17 protein-coding genes and 1 riboswitch are annotated in these 19,194 nt (G+C 61.5%); of the genes, 9 read left to right on the forward strand and 8 right to left on the reverse strand.

Features of this window, described 5'->3' with window-relative positions; translation table 11 throughout:
- Window positions 1-34 precede the first annotated feature (34 nt).
- From ACH6CX_RS09220 to ACH6CX_RS09230, 3 genes are all read right to left on the reverse strand, one after another.
- Complete coding sequence (locus ACH6CX_RS09220) at window positions 35-2,008, reverse strand: S9 family peptidase (RefSeq protein WP_237062747.1); 1,974 nt, start codon at window positions 2,006-2,008, stop codon at window positions 35-37.
- Between the two features lie 163 nt (window positions 2,009-2,171).
- Window positions 2,172-2,798, reverse strand: a complete 627-nt coding sequence (gene cobO, locus ACH6CX_RS09225; RefSeq protein ID WP_237062749.1) for a cob(I)yrinic acid a,c-diamide adenosyltransferase — start codon at window positions 2,796-2,798, stop codon at window positions 2,172-2,174.
- Window positions 2,799-3,027: 229 nt separating this feature from the next.
- The gene (locus ACH6CX_RS09230) at window positions 3,028-4,890 is read right to left on the reverse strand and encodes a TonB-dependent receptor plug domain-containing protein (RefSeq protein WP_396675336.1); all 1,863 of its coding nucleotides are present in this window, start codon (window positions 4,888-4,890) and stop codon (window positions 3,028-3,030) included.
- A 123-nt stretch (window positions 4,891-5,013) separates the two neighbouring features.
- Window positions 5,014-5,156: riboswitch (cobalamin riboswitch) on the reverse strand.
- 132 nt (window positions 5,157-5,288) lie between these two features.
- Between ACH6CX_RS09230 and ACH6CX_RS09235 the strand changes: the two genes are divergently transcribed.
- Complete coding sequence (locus ACH6CX_RS09235) at window positions 5,289-5,492, forward strand: hypothetical protein (RefSeq protein WP_396675337.1); 204 nt, start codon at window positions 5,289-5,291, stop codon at window positions 5,490-5,492.
- Window positions 5,493-5,512: 20 nt separating this feature from the next.
- Here ACH6CX_RS09235 and ACH6CX_RS09240 read toward each other — a convergent pair whose 3' ends face one another.
- Genes ACH6CX_RS09240 through ACH6CX_RS09250 form a run of 3 tightly spaced genes read right to left on the reverse strand, consistent with a single transcriptional unit; the run spans window position 5,513 to window position 8,092 of the window.
- Window positions 5,513-6,283: an ABC transporter ATP-binding protein gene (locus ACH6CX_RS09240; protein WP_233006370.1), complete on the reverse strand. Its 771-nt coding sequence runs from the start codon at window positions 6,281-6,283 to the stop codon at window positions 5,513-5,515.
- Window positions 6,280-7,275, reverse strand: a complete 996-nt coding sequence (locus tag ACH6CX_RS09245; RefSeq protein WP_233006371.1) for an iron ABC transporter permease — start codon at window positions 7,273-7,275, stop codon at window positions 6,280-6,282. Before ACH6CX_RS09245 ends, ACH6CX_RS09240 begins: the two co-directional genes overlap by 4 nt.
- Entirely contained in the window at window positions 7,259-8,092 is an 834-nt protein-coding gene (locus tag ACH6CX_RS09250) for an ABC transporter substrate-binding protein (protein ID WP_233006372.1), read from the reverse strand. Before ACH6CX_RS09250 ends, ACH6CX_RS09245 begins: the two co-directional genes overlap by 17 nt.
- A gap of 166 nt (window positions 8,093-8,258) precedes the next feature.
- Here ACH6CX_RS09250 and ACH6CX_RS09255 point away from each other — a divergent pair, with 166 nt between their 5' ends.
- Entirely contained in the window at window positions 8,259-8,642 is a 384-nt protein-coding gene (locus ACH6CX_RS09255) for a DUF6249 domain-containing protein (protein WP_396675338.1), read from the forward strand.
- 27 nt (window positions 8,643-8,669) lie between these two features.
- Here the strand turns inward: ACH6CX_RS09255 and radA are convergent, their stop codons facing one another.
- Window positions 8,670-10,064 carry a DNA repair protein RadA gene (gene radA, locus ACH6CX_RS09260; protein WP_334078623.1) on the reverse strand — a complete coding sequence of 465 codons (1,395 nt, stop codon included), beginning with the start codon at window positions 10,062-10,064 and terminating at the stop codon, window positions 8,670-8,672.
- Between the two features lie 136 nt (window positions 10,065-10,200).
- On the opposite strand from radA, the gene ACH6CX_RS09265 reads away from it, so the two are divergent.
- Window positions 10,201-10,908, forward strand: coding sequence for a 4'-phosphopantetheinyl transferase superfamily protein (locus ACH6CX_RS09265; RefSeq protein WP_334078622.1), 708 nt, complete (start codon window positions 10,201-10,203; stop codon window positions 10,906-10,908).
- Window positions 10,909-10,950: 42 nt separating this feature from the next.
- Here ACH6CX_RS09265 and ppk2 read toward each other — a convergent pair whose 3' ends face one another.
- Window positions 10,951-11,745 carry a polyphosphate kinase 2 gene (gene ppk2 / locus ACH6CX_RS09270; RefSeq protein WP_233006376.1) on the reverse strand — a complete coding sequence of 265 codons (795 nt, stop codon included), beginning with the start codon at window positions 11,743-11,745 and terminating at the stop codon, window positions 10,951-10,953.
- A gap of 286 nt (window positions 11,746-12,031) precedes the next feature.
- Here ppk2 and ACH6CX_RS09275 point away from each other — a divergent pair, with 286 nt between their 5' ends.
- The 6 genes from ACH6CX_RS09275 to ACH6CX_RS09300 all read left to right on the forward strand — a co-directional run bounded on the left by ACH6CX_RS09275 (window position 12,032) and on the right by ACH6CX_RS09300 (window position 19,194).
- On the forward strand, window positions 12,032-12,412 hold the full coding sequence (locus tag ACH6CX_RS09275) for a hypothetical protein (protein WP_237062771.1): 381 nt from the start codon (window positions 12,032-12,034) through the stop codon (window positions 12,410-12,412).
- 173 nt (window positions 12,413-12,585) lie between these two features.
- Window positions 12,586-15,315, forward strand: coding sequence for a TonB-dependent receptor domain-containing protein (locus tag ACH6CX_RS09280; protein ID WP_396675339.1), 2,730 nt, complete (start codon window positions 12,586-12,588; stop codon window positions 15,313-15,315).
- Window positions 15,316-15,401: 86 nt separating this feature from the next.
- On the forward strand, window positions 15,402-16,133 hold the full coding sequence (locus ACH6CX_RS09285; RefSeq protein ID WP_237062775.1) for a hypothetical protein: 732 nt from the start codon (window positions 15,402-15,404) through the stop codon (window positions 16,131-16,133).
- Entirely contained in the window at window positions 16,130-17,995 is a 1,866-nt protein-coding gene (gene nqrF / locus ACH6CX_RS09290; protein WP_396675340.1) for an NADH:ubiquinone reductase (Na(+)-transporting) subunit F, read from the forward strand. Before ACH6CX_RS09285 ends, nqrF begins: the two co-directional genes overlap by 4 nt.
- A 119-nt stretch (window positions 17,996-18,114) precedes the next feature.
- Window positions 18,115-18,531 carry a hypothetical protein gene (locus tag ACH6CX_RS09295; RefSeq protein WP_233006381.1) on the forward strand — a complete coding sequence of 139 codons (417 nt, stop codon included), beginning with the start codon at window positions 18,115-18,117 and terminating at the stop codon, window positions 18,529-18,531.
- 150 nt (window positions 18,532-18,681) lie between these two features.
- Window positions 18,682-19,194 carry a DUF411 domain-containing protein gene (locus ACH6CX_RS09300; RefSeq protein ID WP_233006382.1) on the forward strand — a complete coding sequence of 171 codons (513 nt, stop codon included), beginning with the start codon at window positions 18,682-18,684 and terminating at the stop codon, window positions 19,192-19,194.

Raw genomic sequence — 19,194 nt, forward strand, 5'->3', positions numbered from 1 at the left:
CGGGGCCCCTGTGGGGGCGCCGGCCTGCCTGCTTTTATTTGAGGTGCTGGTCCAGGAAACCGATAACTTCCGACATTGCCGCTTTTCTGTTTACAGATTCATTGAAATGGTGGGTTCCATGGTCAAGCACTTCCAGACGCACCCTCTTATCTTCTCGCTCCAGCGCCTTGGCCATCATTTTCGACTGGCCAACATCAACCCGTGTATCAAACCCACCATGCACCAACAATACCGGGACACTGAAACTTCCGGCATGGTTCACCGGTGAATTGTTCTCGATATCCTTCCTTTCCTCCGGGGAATGAATATCAGCAAGCTGCTCCTCGTAGTAACGGTTGTAGCCCCGCACGAAATCAAAATTAATCATGCTGGGAATATCGCTGACGCCAGCCAAACTGACCACACAATCGAACCTTTTCGGCGTTTTGAAACCAGCGGTAAGAGCTACATACCCGCCGTAACTGGCGCCAACGATACAGGCCCTCTCGGTGTCAGCCAGTTTGTTCCGCTCTACCCAGCTTACAGCATCAATAACATCCTGCTGCATTGCCTTACCCCATTGCTTATATCCCGCAACGAGATAATCATCGCCAAACCCGGAGGAACCACGAAAGTTCACTTGTAATACCGCATACCCACGATCTGCAAACATCTGCACCCAGGGATCAAAGTACTGGGTATCACGGGCATGCGGGCCACCATGGGGAAATACAACCAGCGGAGCATCGGTAACACCCCCAGGGCGAGTAAGGTACCCATTCAGCTCCATCCCATCAGAGGCCTCGAAACTGAAAGGCTCAACTTTCGCAAGGCTCTTGTTCTCGAGCTTCGGAAACTGGCTGAACCAGAAATCCAGGGTCTTTTTCTGTCGGTCAAACAGATAATACTTCCCGGGGGAGTGATCCGATATTGCATATACCACCATCCGGTTGCCGGACTTATCCCTGCTCACAATATGGGACTTCAACCCCTGCCGCTGGAACAGGAGCCTCAGTTGCTGCGAAATATTGGATTTCTGCGCACTGACATATTTATGCTCTACAAAATTATCCAGGTAACTGAAGCCGATAAATTCATTGGCATCGCCCGCCCTCCAGAAAATAGGACCCTCCACATCGAGAGTGGCCGGTGCCTCCCCGACCAAACCGGAAAACTGCCCACTTTCTATGTCGTAACGCCAGATGGCCCTCTTCCCCAGCTTGCGATTGCTGATCACCAGGAGTGTGTGACTTTCATCCTCATAAAAAAATGGATAAAAACTGTCATCTTTATAGGCATCAAAGCTGGCGATGCGCTGCCAGTCCTCCTTGGCATTTTTGCGGAAGTAGACATGATTAACGCGCGACTCTCTCTTGGTGTCACGCCCCATGGCGAGCCGAACCTCACCTTTGCGATCTACTCCCCAGCTAAATATCTGGCGATCATTGGGCAAGTACTTCTCGAAATCCCCGTTTTCAACATTAACCTTGAACACAGAGGAAAAATAATTATCCCGCGGATCGGCAACCTCGACGAGTATATGCTCGTCATCCTCAGGCAAAAGGCTTACTACCGATGGATTCAACCTCAGGAGGTCAATATCACTCTCTGCAACATCCCTTTTCTTCAGCTCAATTGTGGACTTTCCATCAATTGAGATTGAGTACAGGGTGGTCAACCGGGCCCGCACGTTGCGCCCCCCCACCCGCAGTTGCTCTGGTTGCGAGACTGCCGCCAACACACGCTCATTATTGAGCCAGCTTACGGACTCAATCCTGAACTTGCCCTCCTCCAGTCCAACAAGAAAGTTCACCTCTTTACTACCGTAGGGGGCTGTTGCCACAAGAGTCTTGTTCTCTGAGTTGACTACAGCCAGCAGGTTCTTTCCATCTGGGGAAACTGATACCTGGTTAACCAATGGAAGGTCACTGAATGCTCCAGAGTCTGCCGCACGCACACCCACTGCAACGATGAGACAAACTGTAACAAATAGGCTTTTCAAGCAACTTGAATTCATATCAACCCCCAATCCCGATTTCTTTATAGTTATATCCCTAAACACTTAGGCTGGATTTACTAAATCGGGAAAGAGGATAACCGGCATACAGCCGGTTGATCGACCATTTACTACATTATTTTCTGCACGATTCAAGAAGGGCCAAAAGGTTTGAATACAATGACAGGTTAGGCAATCACCATTCAATACCCTTGCGGGCGGCAACTCCTTTTTCGAATGCATGTTTCTCAGCCCGCATCTCGGTAACCGTATCGGCAATACCCTTCAGGTACTGCTTTGCGCCACGCCCGGTAATGATCACCGTCTGCTCACGCGGGCGGTTTTCTATAGCGGTGATCACTGCATCTCGATCGAGCCACTTGTAATTGAGGGCATAAGTGAGCTCATCCAGCACTACCAGGTATACCGACTCATCCGCGAGCGCCGCGGAAAGTTTTTCCCACAATGCCAGGGCCGCAGCCTTGTCGGCCTCGAAGTCCTGGGTCTCCCAGGTAAAGTCGGTGCCCATTTCAAACCACTGCAGGGGAAACTGCTCCGCCGGCAGTCCCGTGAGGAGGTTTTTCTCCCCGCACTCCCAGGCTCCCTTGATAAACTGCCCCACCACTACCCTGTAGCCATACCCCAGGGCCCGGGTGACCGTACCCATTGCCGCGGTGGTCTTGCCCTTGCCGTCACCGGTGTAGAGGATGGCAATCCCGCGCTCTTCCAGCGCCTTTGCAACACCCGCATCGACAATTTCCTTGCGCTGCTGCATACGCCGCTTATGGCGCTCGGCCTTTTTACCGGTGTCCGAATCGGTCATGGACAAAACTCCGCGTTAGAAAATTGCTCGCAAACTCAAGAGCTGTAGGAGCGGCCGCTGGTCGCGACCGAAAGGATACTCGGCGCGACACATGGTAATTATCGCACTCTGCAGTCCCGCGCAGCCGGTAGTAACCGGATCGCAGTCCGGGCGAACACAAGGTTCGCCCCTACACCCCTCCAGCGTCGCAGGGATAGCGTTCCCGCCCAGAGCCGCTCCTACACCAGACTCAAAGTGTCATCTCGACTCCGGCATAAACCGCCGCCCCGGCCGTATTGTAGCCGGCCACCTCGCGGTAATCCTCATCGAGGATATTCTCACCACGCAGGTTCAGCCGCAGGGACTCGGAAATCCGGTAAGACACCTTCAGGTCCAGCACGCTGTAATCATCCAGGGTGACCACTGGACCGAAAAAATCCGGGTTCGGACTCAGCCGGTTTGCGACCCTGCGCCAGTTTGCTCCCACTGCAAGGCGGTCCCCCAGCAGGCGATAATTCCCACCCAGGTTATAGACCTGCTCCGGTACCTGCAGGCGCTGGCTACCATTCGTGTCTTCGGCATCCAGGAGCGTTCCGTTAAAGTACCAGTCCAGGCTATCCAGAAGCTTTCCAGACATGACCAACTCGATGCCCTCGGACCGGCTTACACCGTCATCCTGCCCGTAGGCACCGAAACCGGAATTGCCCAGGCTGTAGTCAAAGATGATGGCGTCCTGGATCTGCTGGTCGAAATAAACCAGCTCCAGGTGCAGCCGGTCGGCAAGCCGGTATTCGGCGGCCAGCTCATAGCCGCGGCTGGTCTCCGGCCCCACCGTCTCAGCACCCTCGCCCACGTTATACGCCAGCTCGAACGGGCTGGGCGCCCGGTAACCGGTGCCGTAGCTCGCGCGCAGCTTGGCCTCCACCTCATCACCCAACAGGATCGGGTAGGCCAGGGAGCTGCGCCAGCTGTCGTGATCCTCGGTCTCCAGGCTGTCGCGACGCACACCTACAGAGTAATGGATTACCCCTCCCAGGTCGGCACGCCATTCACTGAAGATTCCCAGGCTATCCAGTTCCCGGGCATCGAAGGCGCTGGAGAACTCCTGCTGTTCGTACTCCGCACCCCAGAGCAACTCACCGCCGGCAAGCGCCGTATTGCCCACATAGTTGAGCTCGTCGATACCACCATCCACGGCAAAGGTACTTGCACCCACCGCGAGGCTGTCCCGCTCGATCTCCTGTCGTGCCACCGCCAACTGGTTGCCGATGCCGGAGACCCGGTAGTCGGCACTCAGGCGATAGCTGCCCTGGGTGTATTCGTCGAGACAGTCATTGGAAGTGGAAAAACCGGCGAAGCAGCCGTCAAACGCCGACTCGGTGCCGGTGTGACGTACCTGCGCACGCAGGGCAAGGTTCTCGCTGACCTGGTATCCCAGCTGGGCGCTGGCGGTGCGATTGCTGTAGCCGTCCCGTTCGCCGCTGGCATCCGCCACCTGGCTGTTGAAACCATCGGTATCGAATACCCCCAGGTTGATCCGGTAATCCCATTGTTCGCCCTCGCCGTAGAGGCTGGCGCTGGTATCGCGGCTACCGTAACGTCCCGCCTCTACTGCCAGGGACCCACCCAGCGGGGCATCGGCTTTTTTGGTGATGATATTGATCACACCACCGGCCCCGGCGCCATACATCATGCCCTGGGGGCCACGCAGGACTTCCACTCGCTCGATATCACCCGCCAGCAGGTGCTGGAACTGGGTGGCCACCTGGGTGTTCGCGGGATCGGCAATGTTGACACCGTCCAGCAATACCAGGGTGCGATAATTGCTTTCACCGCGCAGGTAGATATTGCTCACTTTGCCGGCGCCACCGTTATTGCTGACAGCAACCCCTGGCAGAGTGCGAATGACATCCAGCAACCTGGCATAGCCCAACCGCTCGATATCGGCGGCAGTAACAATCGACACCGATACCCCCAGCTCCCGTCGCGGTATTTCCACGCGGCTGGCAGTAACGGAAACCTGTTCCAGTTCGCCGTTGTCTTCGGCGGACACAATCTGGCTGGTGGCGGTCAGCAATGGCAGTAGCGCCGCCGGGAGAAGAGTTTTGTTCACAGTGATTCCCCAATCTCGAAAAAGGACGGATTGAGGGAGGGTGAGTGCAATCGGTGCTTACCACAGGGACCGGAAGCGGGCTTCAGCGGTCGCCTTACACAGACCAGACAAAGCCCTCCGCTTTATCCTACGAATGCCGAGGGCCGGTATCGGGCTTACCGCGTTAGCGGCTCACCGTTGCGGGGGCAGCGCCGGACTCACTGGAACCAGTTCACCGGACTTCCCGTTTAACCCGACCAAGCGCCACCCCCGAGGGAAAAGACGCTGCCGGGCACCCAAAGCGGGCCGCAGTATAGCAGTGAAGCACCCCACGGCGAACCGCAGGTCACGATCCGGTGCTACCGTTACAGGGACTACCCGATAGCAACCCCGTAGATGCGACTGGCGGAGGTGAGCAGATGAGCATGCTCAAGGAGCTGGAACTGGCAAAGCAGGAATTGCAGGATTCGGAAGCGCGCTGGGAAAATGCTCGCGAGGGCAACGCCGACAAGTACCGCCGGGAGGTCGAGGCCGCACGGAGCCGCGTGCGCCGGCTGGAGAAGGCGCTGGAGGAATCGGGTGGGAAGCCACCGGGAACCGGTGGAGCCAACGATCGGGATTAACCCCGGCGAAACCCGCCCGCCTACAGCAGGTCCAGCGGCACAAAATCCGCCACACCATCGCGCCAGCGGAACTCGCAACTGACTCCGTACACCTCGCCGATCAGGTCAGGCGTGAGGACCTCCTCCGGGGTGCCCGTGGCACGCAGGCGGCCGCCCTCCAGGAGCAGGATGCGGTCGCAGTAACGGGCTGCCAGCGCCAGGTCGTGCAGGGCCAGGACTACCGTGCGCCCGCTGTCCGCCTGCTGGCGAAAGTTCTGCATCAACTGCAACTGGTGGCGGATATCCAGCGCCGCGGTGGGCTCATCGGCGATCAGTACGGGCGCCTCGCCCACCAGTAACCGCGCCAGTTGCACCCGGCGCAGCTCACCGCCCGACAGCCGGGTTACCGGGCGGTCGGCGAATTCCACAGCGTCCACCTGGGCCAGCGCCCGGTGCACCCGGTTATCGCGGTCGGCCGGCTTGCCCCAGGGCAGCAGGCCCAGCGCCACCAGGTCACGGGCGGCCAGGCTCCAGGCGGGCGTCTCGGCCTGGGGCAGGTAGGCACACAACTGTGCGCGCTCCCCGGCCGGGATTTTCGCCGCGTCATTGCCATCGATCTCGACCCTTCCCGCGGCCGGCGCCAGCACTCCCGCCAGCACCTGTAACAGGCTGCTCTTGCCCGCACCGTTGGGGCCCACCACCGCAGTCAGCTCACCAGGTTGAAAGCGGCAGCTGAGATTTTCGAGCACACGCTGGCGATGCCGGTCGACCGCCAGCTGGTGCACGCTGACTGGTAGCGCTCCCCGGCTCATAACTGCAACCCCCGCCGCGCGCTCACGATCAGCCAGAAAAAGAATGGTGCGCCGATAAAGGCAGTCACCGCACCGATGCGCAGTTCCTGCGCACCGATAAAGTTGAGCACCAGGATATCCGCCAGCAACAACAGCAGCGCACCGGCCAGGGCGCTGGCCCACAGCAGCCGGCCCGGATCCTGGTTGACCAACGGCCGTACCAGGTGCGGCACCACCAGGCCGATAAATCCAATCGTGCCCGCTACCGCCACCGCGGCCCCTACCGCGGCGGCAATACCCAGCAGGATCGCCAGCGGATAGCGGCGCCCGCCGAAGCCCAGCGACGCAGCGCTGGCCTCCCCCAGGGACAGGGCCCGCAGGTAGTTGCGCCCGCAGAACATCAGCGCTGCACCCACCACAACGAACGGCAGCGCCAGTAGCAGCTGGTCCCAGCCCCGGTTCGCCAGTGAGCCCAGCAGCCAGAAGACAATTTCCTGCATGGCGAACATACTGGGCGCGTAGTTGAGGGCCAGGGCCATCAGTGCGGACAGGAAGGCGTTGATGGCTACCCCGGCCAGGACCAGCCGGCTGGCGCTGGCCCCGCGACCGGCCAGCAGCCAGACACAGGCGACAGCCAGAAAGGCGCCGCCAATCGCCAGCAGCGGCAGCAGCCAGCCGGCCTGCCAGGCGAGGCCGTAATACAGTAGCAGGATGGCCGCCAGCGCCGCGCCACTGCTCACCCCCAGCAGCGCCGGCTCTGCCAGCGGGTTGCGCAGCATACCCTGCATGGCGGCGCCGCCCATCCCCAGCGCGGCCCCCACCAGCACCGCCAGCAATGCCCGGGGCAGGCGCAGTTGCCACAGGATGACTGCATCACTGCCCTGCGCATGCCAACCATCGGTAAGGGCGCCAGCCAGGTCGATGTCCACCGGGCCACTGGCCAGGGCACCGAGCAGTGCCAGCGGCAGGGCCAGCACCATCAGGGCCAGTATTGCGTTACTGCGATTTAACAAACTCTGCTCTCTTTTCCGTGAGTTCTTCCAGGGTCGCCCCCGCCACCAGGGCGGGACAGAAACCCAGTTCCGCCGGCAGGGTATACACATGGCCGCGCTCGATATAGCGCCGGATGACCGGGTGCCGGGTCGCCAGGTGGGCCAGGGCGAACTCCTGCTCACCGCCATAGAGCACCAGCAGGTCGGGCTGTGCGGCAATCACCTCTTCCAGGCTCACCTTCTGTAACTGCTCGCCGCCGCGTTCGGCGGCCAGGTTGCGGAAACCGGCACGCTCCAGCAATTGGTGCTCCAGCATGCCACTGCCATAGGTAATATTGTTCGCCGACAGGATTAATGCGGTCGGATCGCCACCGGCTTTTTCTGTCGCCACTGCCGGGGGTTGCCCTGCAAGCAGCGACTGCAGCGTTTTATAGTGAGAGTCCAGCTGTGGGTTATCACCCAGTACCGAGCGCAATGACTGCAGCTGCTCCAGTAGCTGTTCCAGTCTGTAGGCGTCGGGAACCTTGACCACCCGCACCCCCAGCTCCTGCAGGCGTGCCGCCGCGCGGCCGGCGCCGTACTGCCCCGCCAGCACAAGGTCGGGATCCAGTTTCAGCAGCTCTTCCGCACGCCCGCGGTTCAGGTGAATGCCCACCGGCAGGGGCGCGCGGCGGTAGTGGTCGTTATCGGCAAGCCAGGTCACCGATACAATCTTCTCCGGTGCCACCCATTCCAGCAGCAACTGGTCCAGGCACAGGTTCAGCGACGCAATCCTCTCCTGGGCCAGGGCGCCGGGGGCCATGGCCAGTAATAGCAGTATCCGGGACACGAAATGCATCGCTGCTGTGGCTTCCTTTACAATCTGTTACCGGGGCGCATTGCGATAAGGAAACACTGTTCCCGAAGGTCCCGCGCACGGAGGGTGCATCTGAATTGCCCTGTCGATGCATCATACCGATTGCATGGGCAATTAGTTAACGACAAAGAAAAAGACGGAGAACACCGTGAACGAAGCAACTCTTGCACTCCTGGTCCCCTTCGGGGTCTTCCTGCTGATCGGGGTTTCACTTTGGCTGGTATTGAACTTTCGCGCCAAAAGGAACCTGGAGATCCAGAACACCCTGCGCCTGGCCCTGGAAAAGGGCGTCGAGCTGACACCAGACCTGATTGAGCACCTGGGAGCCAACAACAAGCCGCACCCGTTGAAGGACCTGCGGCGTGGCATTGTCTGGATCGCCGTTGCCGCCGGCATCGCGGCGTTTGGCGTTTTTGTCCCTGACCCGAGCAATCACGCCATGTTTGCCCTACTGGCAATAGCCACGCTGCCGTTCGCTATTGGCCTGGGCTACCTGGCCATGCACCTGTTCTCACGGCAACAGCCAGCCTGAGCCAGCCTGAGGAGGCAACCGGGGCGCTCAGCTCATCTCTATCGCGCTGAGTGCTTCCGCCAGGGTCTTGACCGCAATTATTTCCATCCCCTCGATATCGCTCTTGAGGCGGTTGGCGGCCGGGACGATGGCCTTGCGAAAGCCGTGCTTGGCGGCCTCCCGCAGGCGCTCCTGACCGTGGGGCACCGGGCGTATTTCACCCGCCAGGCCCACCTCACCGAACACCATCAGGTCGCGCGGCAGCACGCGGTTGCGGAAGCTGGACACCACCGACAGTAACAGGGTGAGGTCCGCGCTTGTCTCCATGACCTTCACGCCACCCACCACATTGATAAATACATCCTGGTCCCCGACCAGGACGCCGCCGTGGCGGTGCAGTACCGCCAGCAGCATATTCAGCCGGTTCTGGTCCAGGCCCACGGCCACCCGGCGCGGGTTGCCCAGGCTGCTGTCGTCCACCAGCGCCTGCAGTTCCACCAGCAGCGGGCGGGTACCCTCCCACACCGAGGTCACTACCGATCCCGCTGCCACTTCCTCGGCGCGCTGCAGGAAAATCGCGGAAGGGTTGGAGACCTCCTTCAGGCCCTGCTCGGTCATGGCGAACACCCCCAGCTCATTGACCGCACCGAAGCGGTTCTTGTGGGCACGCAGGGTACGGAAACGGGAATCGTGGGTGCCCTCCAGCAGGATGGAGCAGTCGATAATGTGCTCCAGCACCTTGGGGCCGGCGAGGCTGCCGTCCTTGGTGACATGCCCCACCAGGATCAGCGCAGTACCGGTCTGCTTGGCATAGCGGGTCAGGTAGGCGGCACTCTCGCGCACCTGGGCCACCGAGCCGGGGGCCGACTGCACATCGCTCATATGCATGACCTGGATGGAGTCGACCACCATTACCCGCGGCTTGACATCCCTGGCCGCCAGGCAGATCCGCTCGACCTCGGTCTCACTCAGCATCTGCAGGTCGTCCGCCGGCAACCCCAGCCGCTTGGCCCGCATGGCCACCTGCTGCAGGGATTCCTCACCGGTGATGTACAGTGCCGGCATCTGCCGGGCCAGGTGGCACAGGGTCTGCAGCAGGATGGTGGACTTGCCGGCACCGGGATGGCCACCGATCAGCACCACGGAACCCGGTACCAGGCCGCCGCCCAGTACCCGGTCCATTTCCCCGGCGTTGGTGGGAATTCGCGGCAGTTCACTCAGGTCGATCTCGGACAGTTTCTGCACTTTGCCGGCACCGGCGGCGCCGGCATAACCAGTCTGGGCGTCGGTGAAGTTGGCGGCGCGGCTGTCGGTGTGTTCCGCACCCAGGCGTACCTCGCTGAGGCTGTTCCAGGTGCCGCAGGCGTTACACTGGCCGGCCCACTTGGTGTAGTCGGCTCCGCATTCGTTACATACAAAGGCGGTCTTGCTTTTCTTGGCCACGGCCAGTCCCCCACCGGGTTTACTCACAACAGGCGGCAGAGTTTACCTGCCCGCACGGGCCGGGGAAAACCGTGGCAGTGGCACCTGCTCGGGCCAAGCGGGTAGCATTGGGCTACTGTGTTGGAGTTCCCGGACCATGACCACCCGTACCTGGCTGTTAAAACTGGACGATATTCGCCCCGACGACCGGAGGGCGGCGGCATTTGCCGGGCTGCTGACGCCCGATGAGCATAAGCGGCTTACCGGCCTTGGCAGCAGTGAGGCCCGGCACCGCTTCCTGCTGAGTCGCGTCCTGCTCCGCAGGGTCCTGGGCCAGGTCACCGGCCGCCCCCCGCAGTCACTCCGGTTTATCGTCATGCCCAGCGGCAAGCCGATTCTGGCAGACGAGCCCAGCCTGCAATTCAGCCTGAGCCATAGCGGTGACTGGATCGCGCTGGCGGTCAGTGAGCAGGGGCCGGTGGGTATCGATATCGAGCAGCCCCGCCCCCGGCGCAATGTCATGCGCATTGCGCACCGCTACTTTCACCCCGACGAATGTGCGCTGCTGGAGGCACCGCCCGCAGCGGACACCGAGCGCCAGTTCTACCGCCTGTGGACACTGAAGGAAGCTTTCTTCAAGGCCCGGGGCACGGGTATCTCTGAGGGGATGGGGCGAATCAACTTTGCGACTTTTGACCGCGATCACCAGGCACTGATTGATCCGGAGCTCGAGGGCGATATGCCCTGGCAATTCTACTGCGTGGAAAACCCCGAGAGGCACAACCGGGACTTCTACTTGGCGGTAGCGGGACAGGACCCGGAACTGGAGCAGCTGCACCTGGTGCGCGGATTGCCCGGGGAGTGACCCCCGAACCCGGCCCCGCGGGAGAACCCCGGGCTGGCGGGTTCAGGGCGCGATCCTTCCCCGCAGCAACTCGCGGCCGTCATAGGGGAAGACAATGTCCGGATCGGGTTTTCCCCCGCAATGATCCTTCCCGGGACATTCCACCGACCGCAGCAGGTGCCGGATCACATTCAGCCGCGCCTGCTTCTTGTTATTTGCTCGGACTACGGTCCAGGGCACCAGCTCTGTGTGACTGCGGGCAAGCATCTCGTTGCGGGCCAGGCTGTATTCGTCCCAGTGTGCCAGTGCCACTTCGTCAACCGGACTGACCTTCCACTGTTTGAGCGGATCCCGACGCCGGTCCGCGAGGCGACGCGCCTGTTCCTCGCGGTCTATATCCAGGTAGTACTTGATAATCTGGATACCCGAGCTCACCAGCATATGCTCGAACGGCACCACCGACGTCATAAACTGGCGGTAGTCGTGTTCGGTGCAGAAGCCCATCACCCGCTCGACCCCGGCGCGGTTGTACCAGCTTCGATTGAACAGCACCATTTCACCTTCTGACGGCAGGTGCGGGACCCAGCGCTGGAAATACCAGCTGGCGTTATCCCGGTCCGAGGGCTTACCCAGCGCCACCACCCGGGTTTCGCGCGGACTGAGGTGTTCAACGATTCGCTTGATGGTGCCATCCTTCCCGGCCGCATCGCGCCCCTCAAACAGCACCAGGATCTGCAGGTTATTCGCGATCAGCTCGCGCTGCAGGGACACGAGCCGCACCTGCAGGTCCCGCAGCTGTCGCTTGTACCCTCCTCTATCCCCTTTGCGATCCCATTCACCCTGCTTCTGGCCCTTCATTGCTTCCCCCGGGGAGTTACCCGCTGGCCACTTCAGTCTATTCCCACAAGCACTGCACAATTTCGCAGGCTGATAACACAAAACAATAATGTGAAAGGATGGTTATCCGCAGGACAGCCGGGACACCGCAAAAATTATTTAAACATGCCTGTCGCCGAACCCGACATAAGCCTCCCCATCCGGTATCTGGCGTAACACCACCGGCCCACCGGGCTTGTATAGACAACTGTTACCGCTTATTCTCGAGCTGTCTGATGATAATAATTACATAGCCCTGAAAAACCTGATGTCACTTGCCCTCACGCGTATATTGTTGATTACGCTGGCACTGGCCCTGAACGGCCAGGCCTTCGCGGCACCCTGTGCCGGGGGCAACAGTGGTGGCGAGCACGGCGGTGAACATCACCAGGCCGGGCAGGCAGCACAACACTGCGCCCCGGAATCCCATCACTGTGACGCAACGTCCCAGGCCTCCACAATCCAGGATAGCGGCCCTGAAAGCTGCGAGCAGGCCTGCAGCTGTTGCCCGGGCCACTGCGCGAGTGCGATCACTGCCCAGAGTGTCCATGGCCCCGCAGCGCAGGCGCCTGTAGCGCACACACTCTACGCAGAACTCCAGTCATCCCCTCTCCCCGAAGCTGCCTTGCGGCCCCCCATTACCACCTGAGCAGGATTGGTGCGCCCGCAGTAAACAACTCCTGCACCGGGGCACCTCCGACGCCTGGAATCCCGCGCATAAATTGCGCCCTGTCTTAGGGCCGCGTTGCCAAACACCTGGCTGACGCGTGCAACCTGTCGCCCCGCGACAGGCATAACAGATTAGAACTAGAGGACAACTCAATGACTCGTCCCTGTAAAACACTGACAAGAACGCCTCTCTTCCTTGCATTCGCCACTGCAGTCGCTGGTTATGGCCAGCTGGCGCTGGCACAGGACGACAGCACTGTTGCCAAGCCGGAGATAGAGGAAGTGAACGTAACCGGCACACGTATCAAGCGCGCTGACATCGAGGGTGTCGGCCCGGTAACCGTCCTGAGCGAGGCTTCCATCGAAGCCACCGGTCACAGCTCACTGGAGAACCTGCTGCAATCCATTCCTGCGGCAGCGGGCTTCGGCGGCAACCAGACCAATGCCTACTGGACGTCAAACGGCTGGGGCACGCCGCAGATCAACCTGCGCGGCCTGGGCATCAATCGCACGCTGGTAATGGTCAATGGCCGTCGGGTTGTCAACGGCGGCACTGGCGCCAACAGCAGCGTCGACCTGTCCATGATTCCCATGTCACTGATTTCCAGCATCGAGGTTTTGAAGGACGGTGCCTCGGCCACCTACGGCGCTGACGCTGTCGCGGGCGTTGTAAACCTGATCACCAAGAAGGAATTCGATGGCCTGGAGATCGAAGGCAAGTATGGGCAGACTGCCCTCGGCGATGGCGAGGAAACCGTGCTCGACCTGACCTGGGGCGTTTCCGGTGACCGCGGCAACCTGATGGTCAACATGAGCTACCAGGACAACGGCCCCTCGCCGCTGGTCGACCGCGTACCCTGCCCGCTGACCGGTGACAGCTATACCGAGTGCAGCGGCAGTTCATCGACCATTGGTGGTCGCGCCACCCTGCCGGCCGGGGCCGTGCTGGCCGACGGTACCGTGCTGACCGAGCCCACCCGGATCAATTTCAACCAGGACCCGGGTGGCAACGGCGACTTTTACGAGCGCTACGATGGCGCCAAACACGGCTTCAATTACAACCCCTATTTCAATGCGGTGCAGCCGATCGAACGCTTCAGCTTCACCACCCTGGGCAACTTCGACATAACCGACTCGGCCACCCTGTTCACCGAACTGATGTTTACCAACCGCCAGTCCATGCAGCCGGCCTCCCCGGCAAGCCTGTCAGGCATTGCCTACTCCGCGGACCACCCCACCAACCCCACCGGTACTGATTTCGTGCTGGAGCGTCGTCGCCTGCTGGAAAACGGCGCGCGAGATTTCTACCAGGAGGTGGATACCTGGCGCGCGGTAACCGGGATCGAGGGCGATATCAACGGCAACTGGGGCTATGAGGTCGCCTTCAACTGGGGACGCAACACTGCCACCGACGCTATCGCCAACAACATCAACATGCAGCGTGTGGGCGAAACCCTCGACCCCAGCCTGTGCGGCATGGACGGTATCCCCTGCGCTGACTTCCTTGGCTACGGGGACGTGACCGGCGATGTACTCGACTATATCGTCTTCAACCAGGAAGGCACCGGTGGCAACGAACAGAAGAGCATCAGTGCTCACGTCAATGGTGACCTGTTCGAAATGCCTGCCGGTACCGTCGGCTTTGCCACCGGGATCGAATGGCGCGAGGACAGCGGCTGGCGCAAACCCGACTCACTTGTGCAGGCGGGTTACGCGCTGGGCAACCAGGCGGACCCGATCTCCGGCTCCACCGAGGCCCGCGAAGTGTATGCGGAAATGCTGGTGCCGGTGCTGGCCGGACTGCCACTGGTGCAATCGCTGGATTTGGACCTGGCGATGCGCTACTCCGACTATGACCTGTTCGACGGCGAGGACACCTACAAGGCGGGCCTCAACTGGCAGGTAAACGACATGCTCAAGGTGCGCGGCACCATGACCACCGCCTTCCGCGTGCCGAATGTACCGGAGCTGTTCGGCGGCGTTTCCGAGGGCAACCTGACCACCGTCGACCCCTGCTCGGACTACGCCTCACTGGACCCGTCCAGCACTGTCTACCAGAACTGCCGGGATGCCGGTGTGCCGCTGAACTATACCCAGCTGGGCACCACTATCCTGACCGACCGGGGCGGCAACCAGAACCTGACGCCGGAGAGCGCCGAAACTTTCACGTTGGGCCTGGTGTTGCAGCCGCTGGACGGCCTGTCCCTGACCCTCGACTACTTCGATATCGAAATCGACGATGCCATCCGCGAAGTGTCCGGCTCCACCAAGCTTGCCATGTGCTATGAGTCGGCCAATCTCGGCCACGCTTTCTGCGCACCGGACCAGCACACCCGCAACCCGGTCAACGGCGATGTGAACTACCTGTCCACGCAGAAGTTCAACACCGGCAGGGAAACCATGCAGGGCATCGACTTCGGCGCGCTGTACGACTTCGATTTCGCCGGCCTGTCCCACACCCTGGACTTCAAGGCCTCATACCTGCAGGAGTACGAGACCGTGGCGTTCGAGGGGGACGCCCCGTTTGTGCTCGCCGGCTACATCGGTAGTGGCAACGGGGGCTACCCGCACTGGCGCACCAACACCTCGCTGACCACACGCGGCAACCAGTGGAGCGGCACCTACTCGATCCGCATGATCGGCGAGGGTGACGACTTCAATGCGGACAGCGGCATCGGTTCCAGCATGCCCAATATCTTCTACCACAATGTGCAGTTCTCATATGCCCTGAGCGACGCATTGCGGATGAGCGTGGGCGTGGACAACCTGTTCGACCAGGAAGCGCCGCGGGTTGCCAGCTGGACGGACGGCAATACCGATACCATGACCTATGACCTGGCCGGCATGCGCAGCTATATGCGCATGACCTACCGCTTCGACTGAAGCAGCCGGGACATTCACGGCGGCGGGAGGTACACTCCCGCCTGCTGTTTACTTTCTCACCAGCTGTAACCCAGAGAAAAATAATCATGAAAACGGCATCACTTTCCAGGAAGATCCACAAATGGCTGTTCCTGTTTGTCGGTATCCAGGCCCTGCTGTGGACCCTGAGTGGCGTCTACATGGTGGTGATGGACCTGGATTTTATCCACGGCGACCACCTGGTAAAAAACCTGCGTGAGCCACTACCGGACAACACTGCGCAACTCGTTCCCACCGAAGACCTGCTGCGCGAGTACAGCGACCCCCTGTCGGTGCAGCTCAAGGCCATCCAGGGGAAACCGTTCTACATCCTGCGCGATAACGATGGTGCGCACCTGGTTGATGCCCGCAGTGGTATCGAGGTATCCCCCATAGAGCGGGACCGCGCCATTGAGCTGGCGGAGCACTACTATACCGGCGAGATAGCTGCCGGAAGCGCGCAACTGATCGAGGAAAACCCTCCCACCGAGCTCCAGTCGCGCCTGCTGCCCCTGTGGCGTGTCGACTTCGACGATCGCTACGGCACCAGTTTTTATATCCACCCGGACACCGGTGCGCTGGTTACCCGGCGCCATGATTACTGGCGCGCGTTCGACTTCTTCTGGATGCTGCACATCATGGATTACGAGGAGCGCGCGGACATCCACAACCCGCTGCTGCTGACCATCACCCTGGTGAGCCTCAGTGCTGTTATCGCCGGCCTGGTTTTGCTGTTCTACAGTTTCGGGCGCCGCCGCGATAGCGTGACTGCGAGCCCGCAGGCGGGAGGTGCACGATGAGTTTCGTCAAGACAGCCCACAAGTGGCTGAGCCTGGTCATTGGCCTGCAGCTCGCGATCTGGCTGGCCAGTGGCCTCGCCTTTGCCCTGCTGGACTCCAGCATGGTCAGCGGTCGTCACCTGGCCGAACGGCAGGCGGCGCAGGCTATCGCGCCGCAACAATCGCTGCTCTCCCATGCGGAAATTGCCCGCCGCCTGGACAGCGGGGCGGTATTCTCCATTCGCCTGCAACCGGGCCTGGACCGCCCGGTCTACCGGGTGGAAACTGCAGAGGGAATCCAGCTGCGCGATGCCCGCAGCGGCGGGTTGCTGGCCATCGACGCCACCACGGCCGCCGATATCGCCGCACGGGACTATGCCGGTGACGACAGCCTGGTCGGCGAACCCGTCATGCTCGAGTCCGCCACCATGGAAACACGTGGCCACAGTGGTCCCATCTGGCGGGTGGATGTCGCCGATGAGTTCGGCACGACCCTGTACATTTCTGCCCGGGACGGGCAGGTGCTGGAGCGCCGCAATGACAGCTGGCGGCTGTTCGACATCTTCTGGATGCTGCACATCATGGACTACACCGAGCGGCAGGATTTCAACAACCCGTTCGTGATCGCCTTCGGCATCGGCGCCCTGCTGATGGCGATCTCCGGCTGCCTGCTACTGTTTTCCAGCTTCAGCCGCCACGACTTCAACCTGGTGGCAAAGTTGCGCCGCAGTAAGGTGGCCGTAACCCTGCTTGACCGGGCCGCCGCGCCGGTGCAGGAGCTGGCACTGCCCAGCGGCGTGAGCCTGTTCGAGGGCCTCGCCGCCAACGGCGTGCAGCTGCCCTCCAACTGCGGCGGCGGTGGCAGCTGTGGCCTCTGCCTGGTGCAGATGCCGGCGGACACGCCAGTCACCGGCAATGAGAAGGCCCTCCTGTCCCCATCCGAGCTCTCCGCCGGTTACCGCCTCGCCTGCCAGCAGCGCGCCAGCGGCGCAACCCGCCTGGTGCTGGATGACAGCGTGCTGCAGGCCGGCCAGTTCGAGGCCGAGGTGGTTGAAAGCCGTTTCCTGACGCCCTTTATCAAGGAAATCCGGCTGCGCCCCGACAGCAGCGGGCCCTTTTCCTTCCGTGCCGGCAGTTTTGTGCAGGTGGAGATCCCCCCACACCAGCTGCGGCTGGGAGAAATGATTGTGGAGCCCGCTTACCGCGACGACTGGCAACAGTGGCACGACACCCCTGCCGGCGCGCACGGCGAGCCCCTGCGGCGCTCATACTCGATGGCCAGCGCCCCCGGCGAGGCCCTCGACGGCACCGACGGAGAGGGCATCATTTCCCTGAATGTGCGCATCCAGCCCCCGCCCCCGGGCCAGGCCGCAGTGCCTGCCGGCGCCGGTTCAAGCTACATGTTCAACCTCACCAGGGGTGACCGCGTACAGCTGAGCGGCCCCTTTGGCAGCTTCCACGCCAGCGACAACGACCGGGAAATGATCCTGATCGGTGGTGGCGCGGGCATGGCACCGCTGCGCTCGATCATCGTGGACCAGCTGCGCAACCGCGGTAGCCGGCGAAGGATCCACTTCTGGTACGGCGCTCGGAGTCTTCGCGAGGTTTTTTACCGGGACCTGTTTGATACCCTCGCGGCCGAGCACCCCAATTTCCACTGCCACCTGGGACTGTCGGAACCGCACCCGGATGACCGCTGGTCCGGCCCTACCGGTTACATCAGCGATATTGCGGCGGAACAGTACCTGCGCGGACACCAGGACCTGGACGAGTGCGAGTTTTACCTCTGCGGCCCCCCGGCCATGCTCAAGGCGAGCATCGCCATGCTCACGGCACTGGGCGTACCGCGGGAACAGATCGCGTTTGATGACTTCGGCTGCTGAAGCGGTTGACCGCTGAGCAGTCGGCTGCGGGAGTGCCTTGCAATGCGCTCCCGCAGCCACTAATCTCCGGCGGGTCTCTTCGCGAACCAGGCTTCCGGACTTACGGGACAAGACATTTAATGTACAAATTCACCGCACGGACATTGCTGTTGCTGATGCTGGTCACCGTCTTCGGACAGGTGGCGGCCCAGGCGTGCGTGGACATGCACGGCCAGGTTCCCGCGGCGGTGTCCCTTTCCGGCCCGGGAGAAGCCTCTCCTGCGGAAGGCACTGCCGGCATGGCAGGCATGGATCATTGCGGTGAAAGTAATATCGACCCGGTGAGCGACAACCGGGACCACTGTGCGGATCCGGCCACCGCCGGCGATGACTGCACCCAGGAATGTACCTGCTGTCCTGGCCACTGCGCCTCGGCAGTTCCCGTCGCGGAGGATTGCGCCTCGCAACCGCTGCGCCCCGTTTCCGACAGCACCTACCGGGAAATCGTCTCCTCTCCAGTCCCGGAAAGCGAGTTCCGCCCGCCCATAACTGCCTGACCACAGGGGCAGTGCGCCCGTAAAAAGGCGCAATCCCAACCGAACACTCCGTAGCAGGACGGCATTGCCCCGGCATGCGCGCGTTTGCAGGCCGGCCCCATGTGCCGCCATTGCTGCGACCACCCGAATTATATTTATGGAAATCCAGTTATGTATCGCAAAGTGAAAGCCACCCTGCTCGGCAGCCTGGCAGCCCTCCTCCTTGCCGCCTGTACCGGCGAGAAAGCCGGTGCGGCAGGCCCGGCCGTTGCCGCAGCATCGACAGACATCCCCATTACAACCTTCAAGAGCGCCACCTGTGGCTGCTGCGGGAAGTGGGTGGAACACGCCCGCGACAATGGCTTTGCAGTGACCGCAAAAAATGTCGACGACCTGAATGCGGTCAAGGGCCAGCACGGGATCGCGCCGCGGCACCAGTCCTGCCACACCAGTGTGTCAGCCGAAGGCTTCGTGTTCGAGGGCCATATACCGGCCCGCTACATCCGCCAGTTCCTGCAACACCCGCCCGCCGGTGCGCGCGGCCTGGCCGTGCCGGCAATGCCCCTGGGTAGCCCGGGCATGGAAGTGGGCGATCGTTTCACTCCCTACGCCATCATGCTGCTGCACGAAGATGGCAGCGAGAGCGTGTACGCACAGATCGACAGCGCAGAACAACAGTACTGA

Origin of the sequence: Microbulbifer sp. JSM ZJ756, from assembly GCF_044383805.1 — a bacterium.
In the GTDB taxonomy this organism is placed as follows: Bacteria; Pseudomonadota; Gammaproteobacteria; order Pseudomonadales; family Cellvibrionaceae; genus Microbulbifer; species Microbulbifer zhoushanensis.

Excerpts from the sequence above, each read along its gene's own strand:
- cobO (WP_237062749.1), bottom strand. The coding sequence starts at position 2,798 with ATGACCGATTCGGACACCGGTAAAAAGGCCGAGCGCCATAAGCGGCGT.
- ACH6CX_RS09235 (WP_396675337.1), top strand. The coding sequence starts at position 5,289 with ATGAGCATGCTCAAGGAGCTGGAACTGGCAAAGCAGGAATTGCAGGAT.
- ACH6CX_RS09240 (WP_233006370.1), bottom strand. The coding sequence starts at position 6,283 with ATGAGCCGGGGAGCGCTACCAGTCAGCGTGCACCAGCTGGCGGTCGAC.
- ACH6CX_RS09250 (WP_233006372.1), bottom strand. The coding sequence starts at position 8,092 with ATGCATTTCGTGTCCCGGATACTGCTATTACTGGCCATGGCCCCCGGC.
- ACH6CX_RS09265 (WP_334078622.1), top strand. The coding sequence starts at position 10,201 with ATGACCACCCGTACCTGGCTGTTAAAACTGGACGATATTCGCCCCGAC.
- ppk2 (WP_233006376.1), bottom strand. The coding sequence starts at position 11,745 with ATGAAGGGCCAGAAGCAGGGTGAATGGGATCGCAAAGGGGATAGAGGA.
- ACH6CX_RS09275 (WP_237062771.1), top strand. The coding sequence starts at position 12,032 with ATGTCACTTGCCCTCACGCGTATATTGTTGATTACGCTGGCACTGGCC.
- ACH6CX_RS09280 (WP_396675339.1), top strand. The coding sequence starts at position 12,586 with ATGACTCGTCCCTGTAAAACACTGACAAGAACGCCTCTCTTCCTTGCA.
- ACH6CX_RS09285 (WP_237062775.1), top strand. The coding sequence starts at position 15,402 with ATGAAAACGGCATCACTTTCCAGGAAGATCCACAAATGGCTGTTCCTG.
- nqrF (WP_396675340.1), top strand. The coding sequence starts at position 16,130 with ATGAGTTTCGTCAAGACAGCCCACAAGTGGCTGAGCCTGGTCATTGGC.
- ACH6CX_RS09295 (WP_233006381.1), top strand. The coding sequence starts at position 18,115 with ATGTACAAATTCACCGCACGGACATTGCTGTTGCTGATGCTGGTCACC.
- ACH6CX_RS09300 (WP_233006382.1), top strand. The coding sequence starts at position 18,682 with ATGTATCGCAAAGTGAAAGCCACCCTGCTCGGCAGCCTGGCAGCCCTC.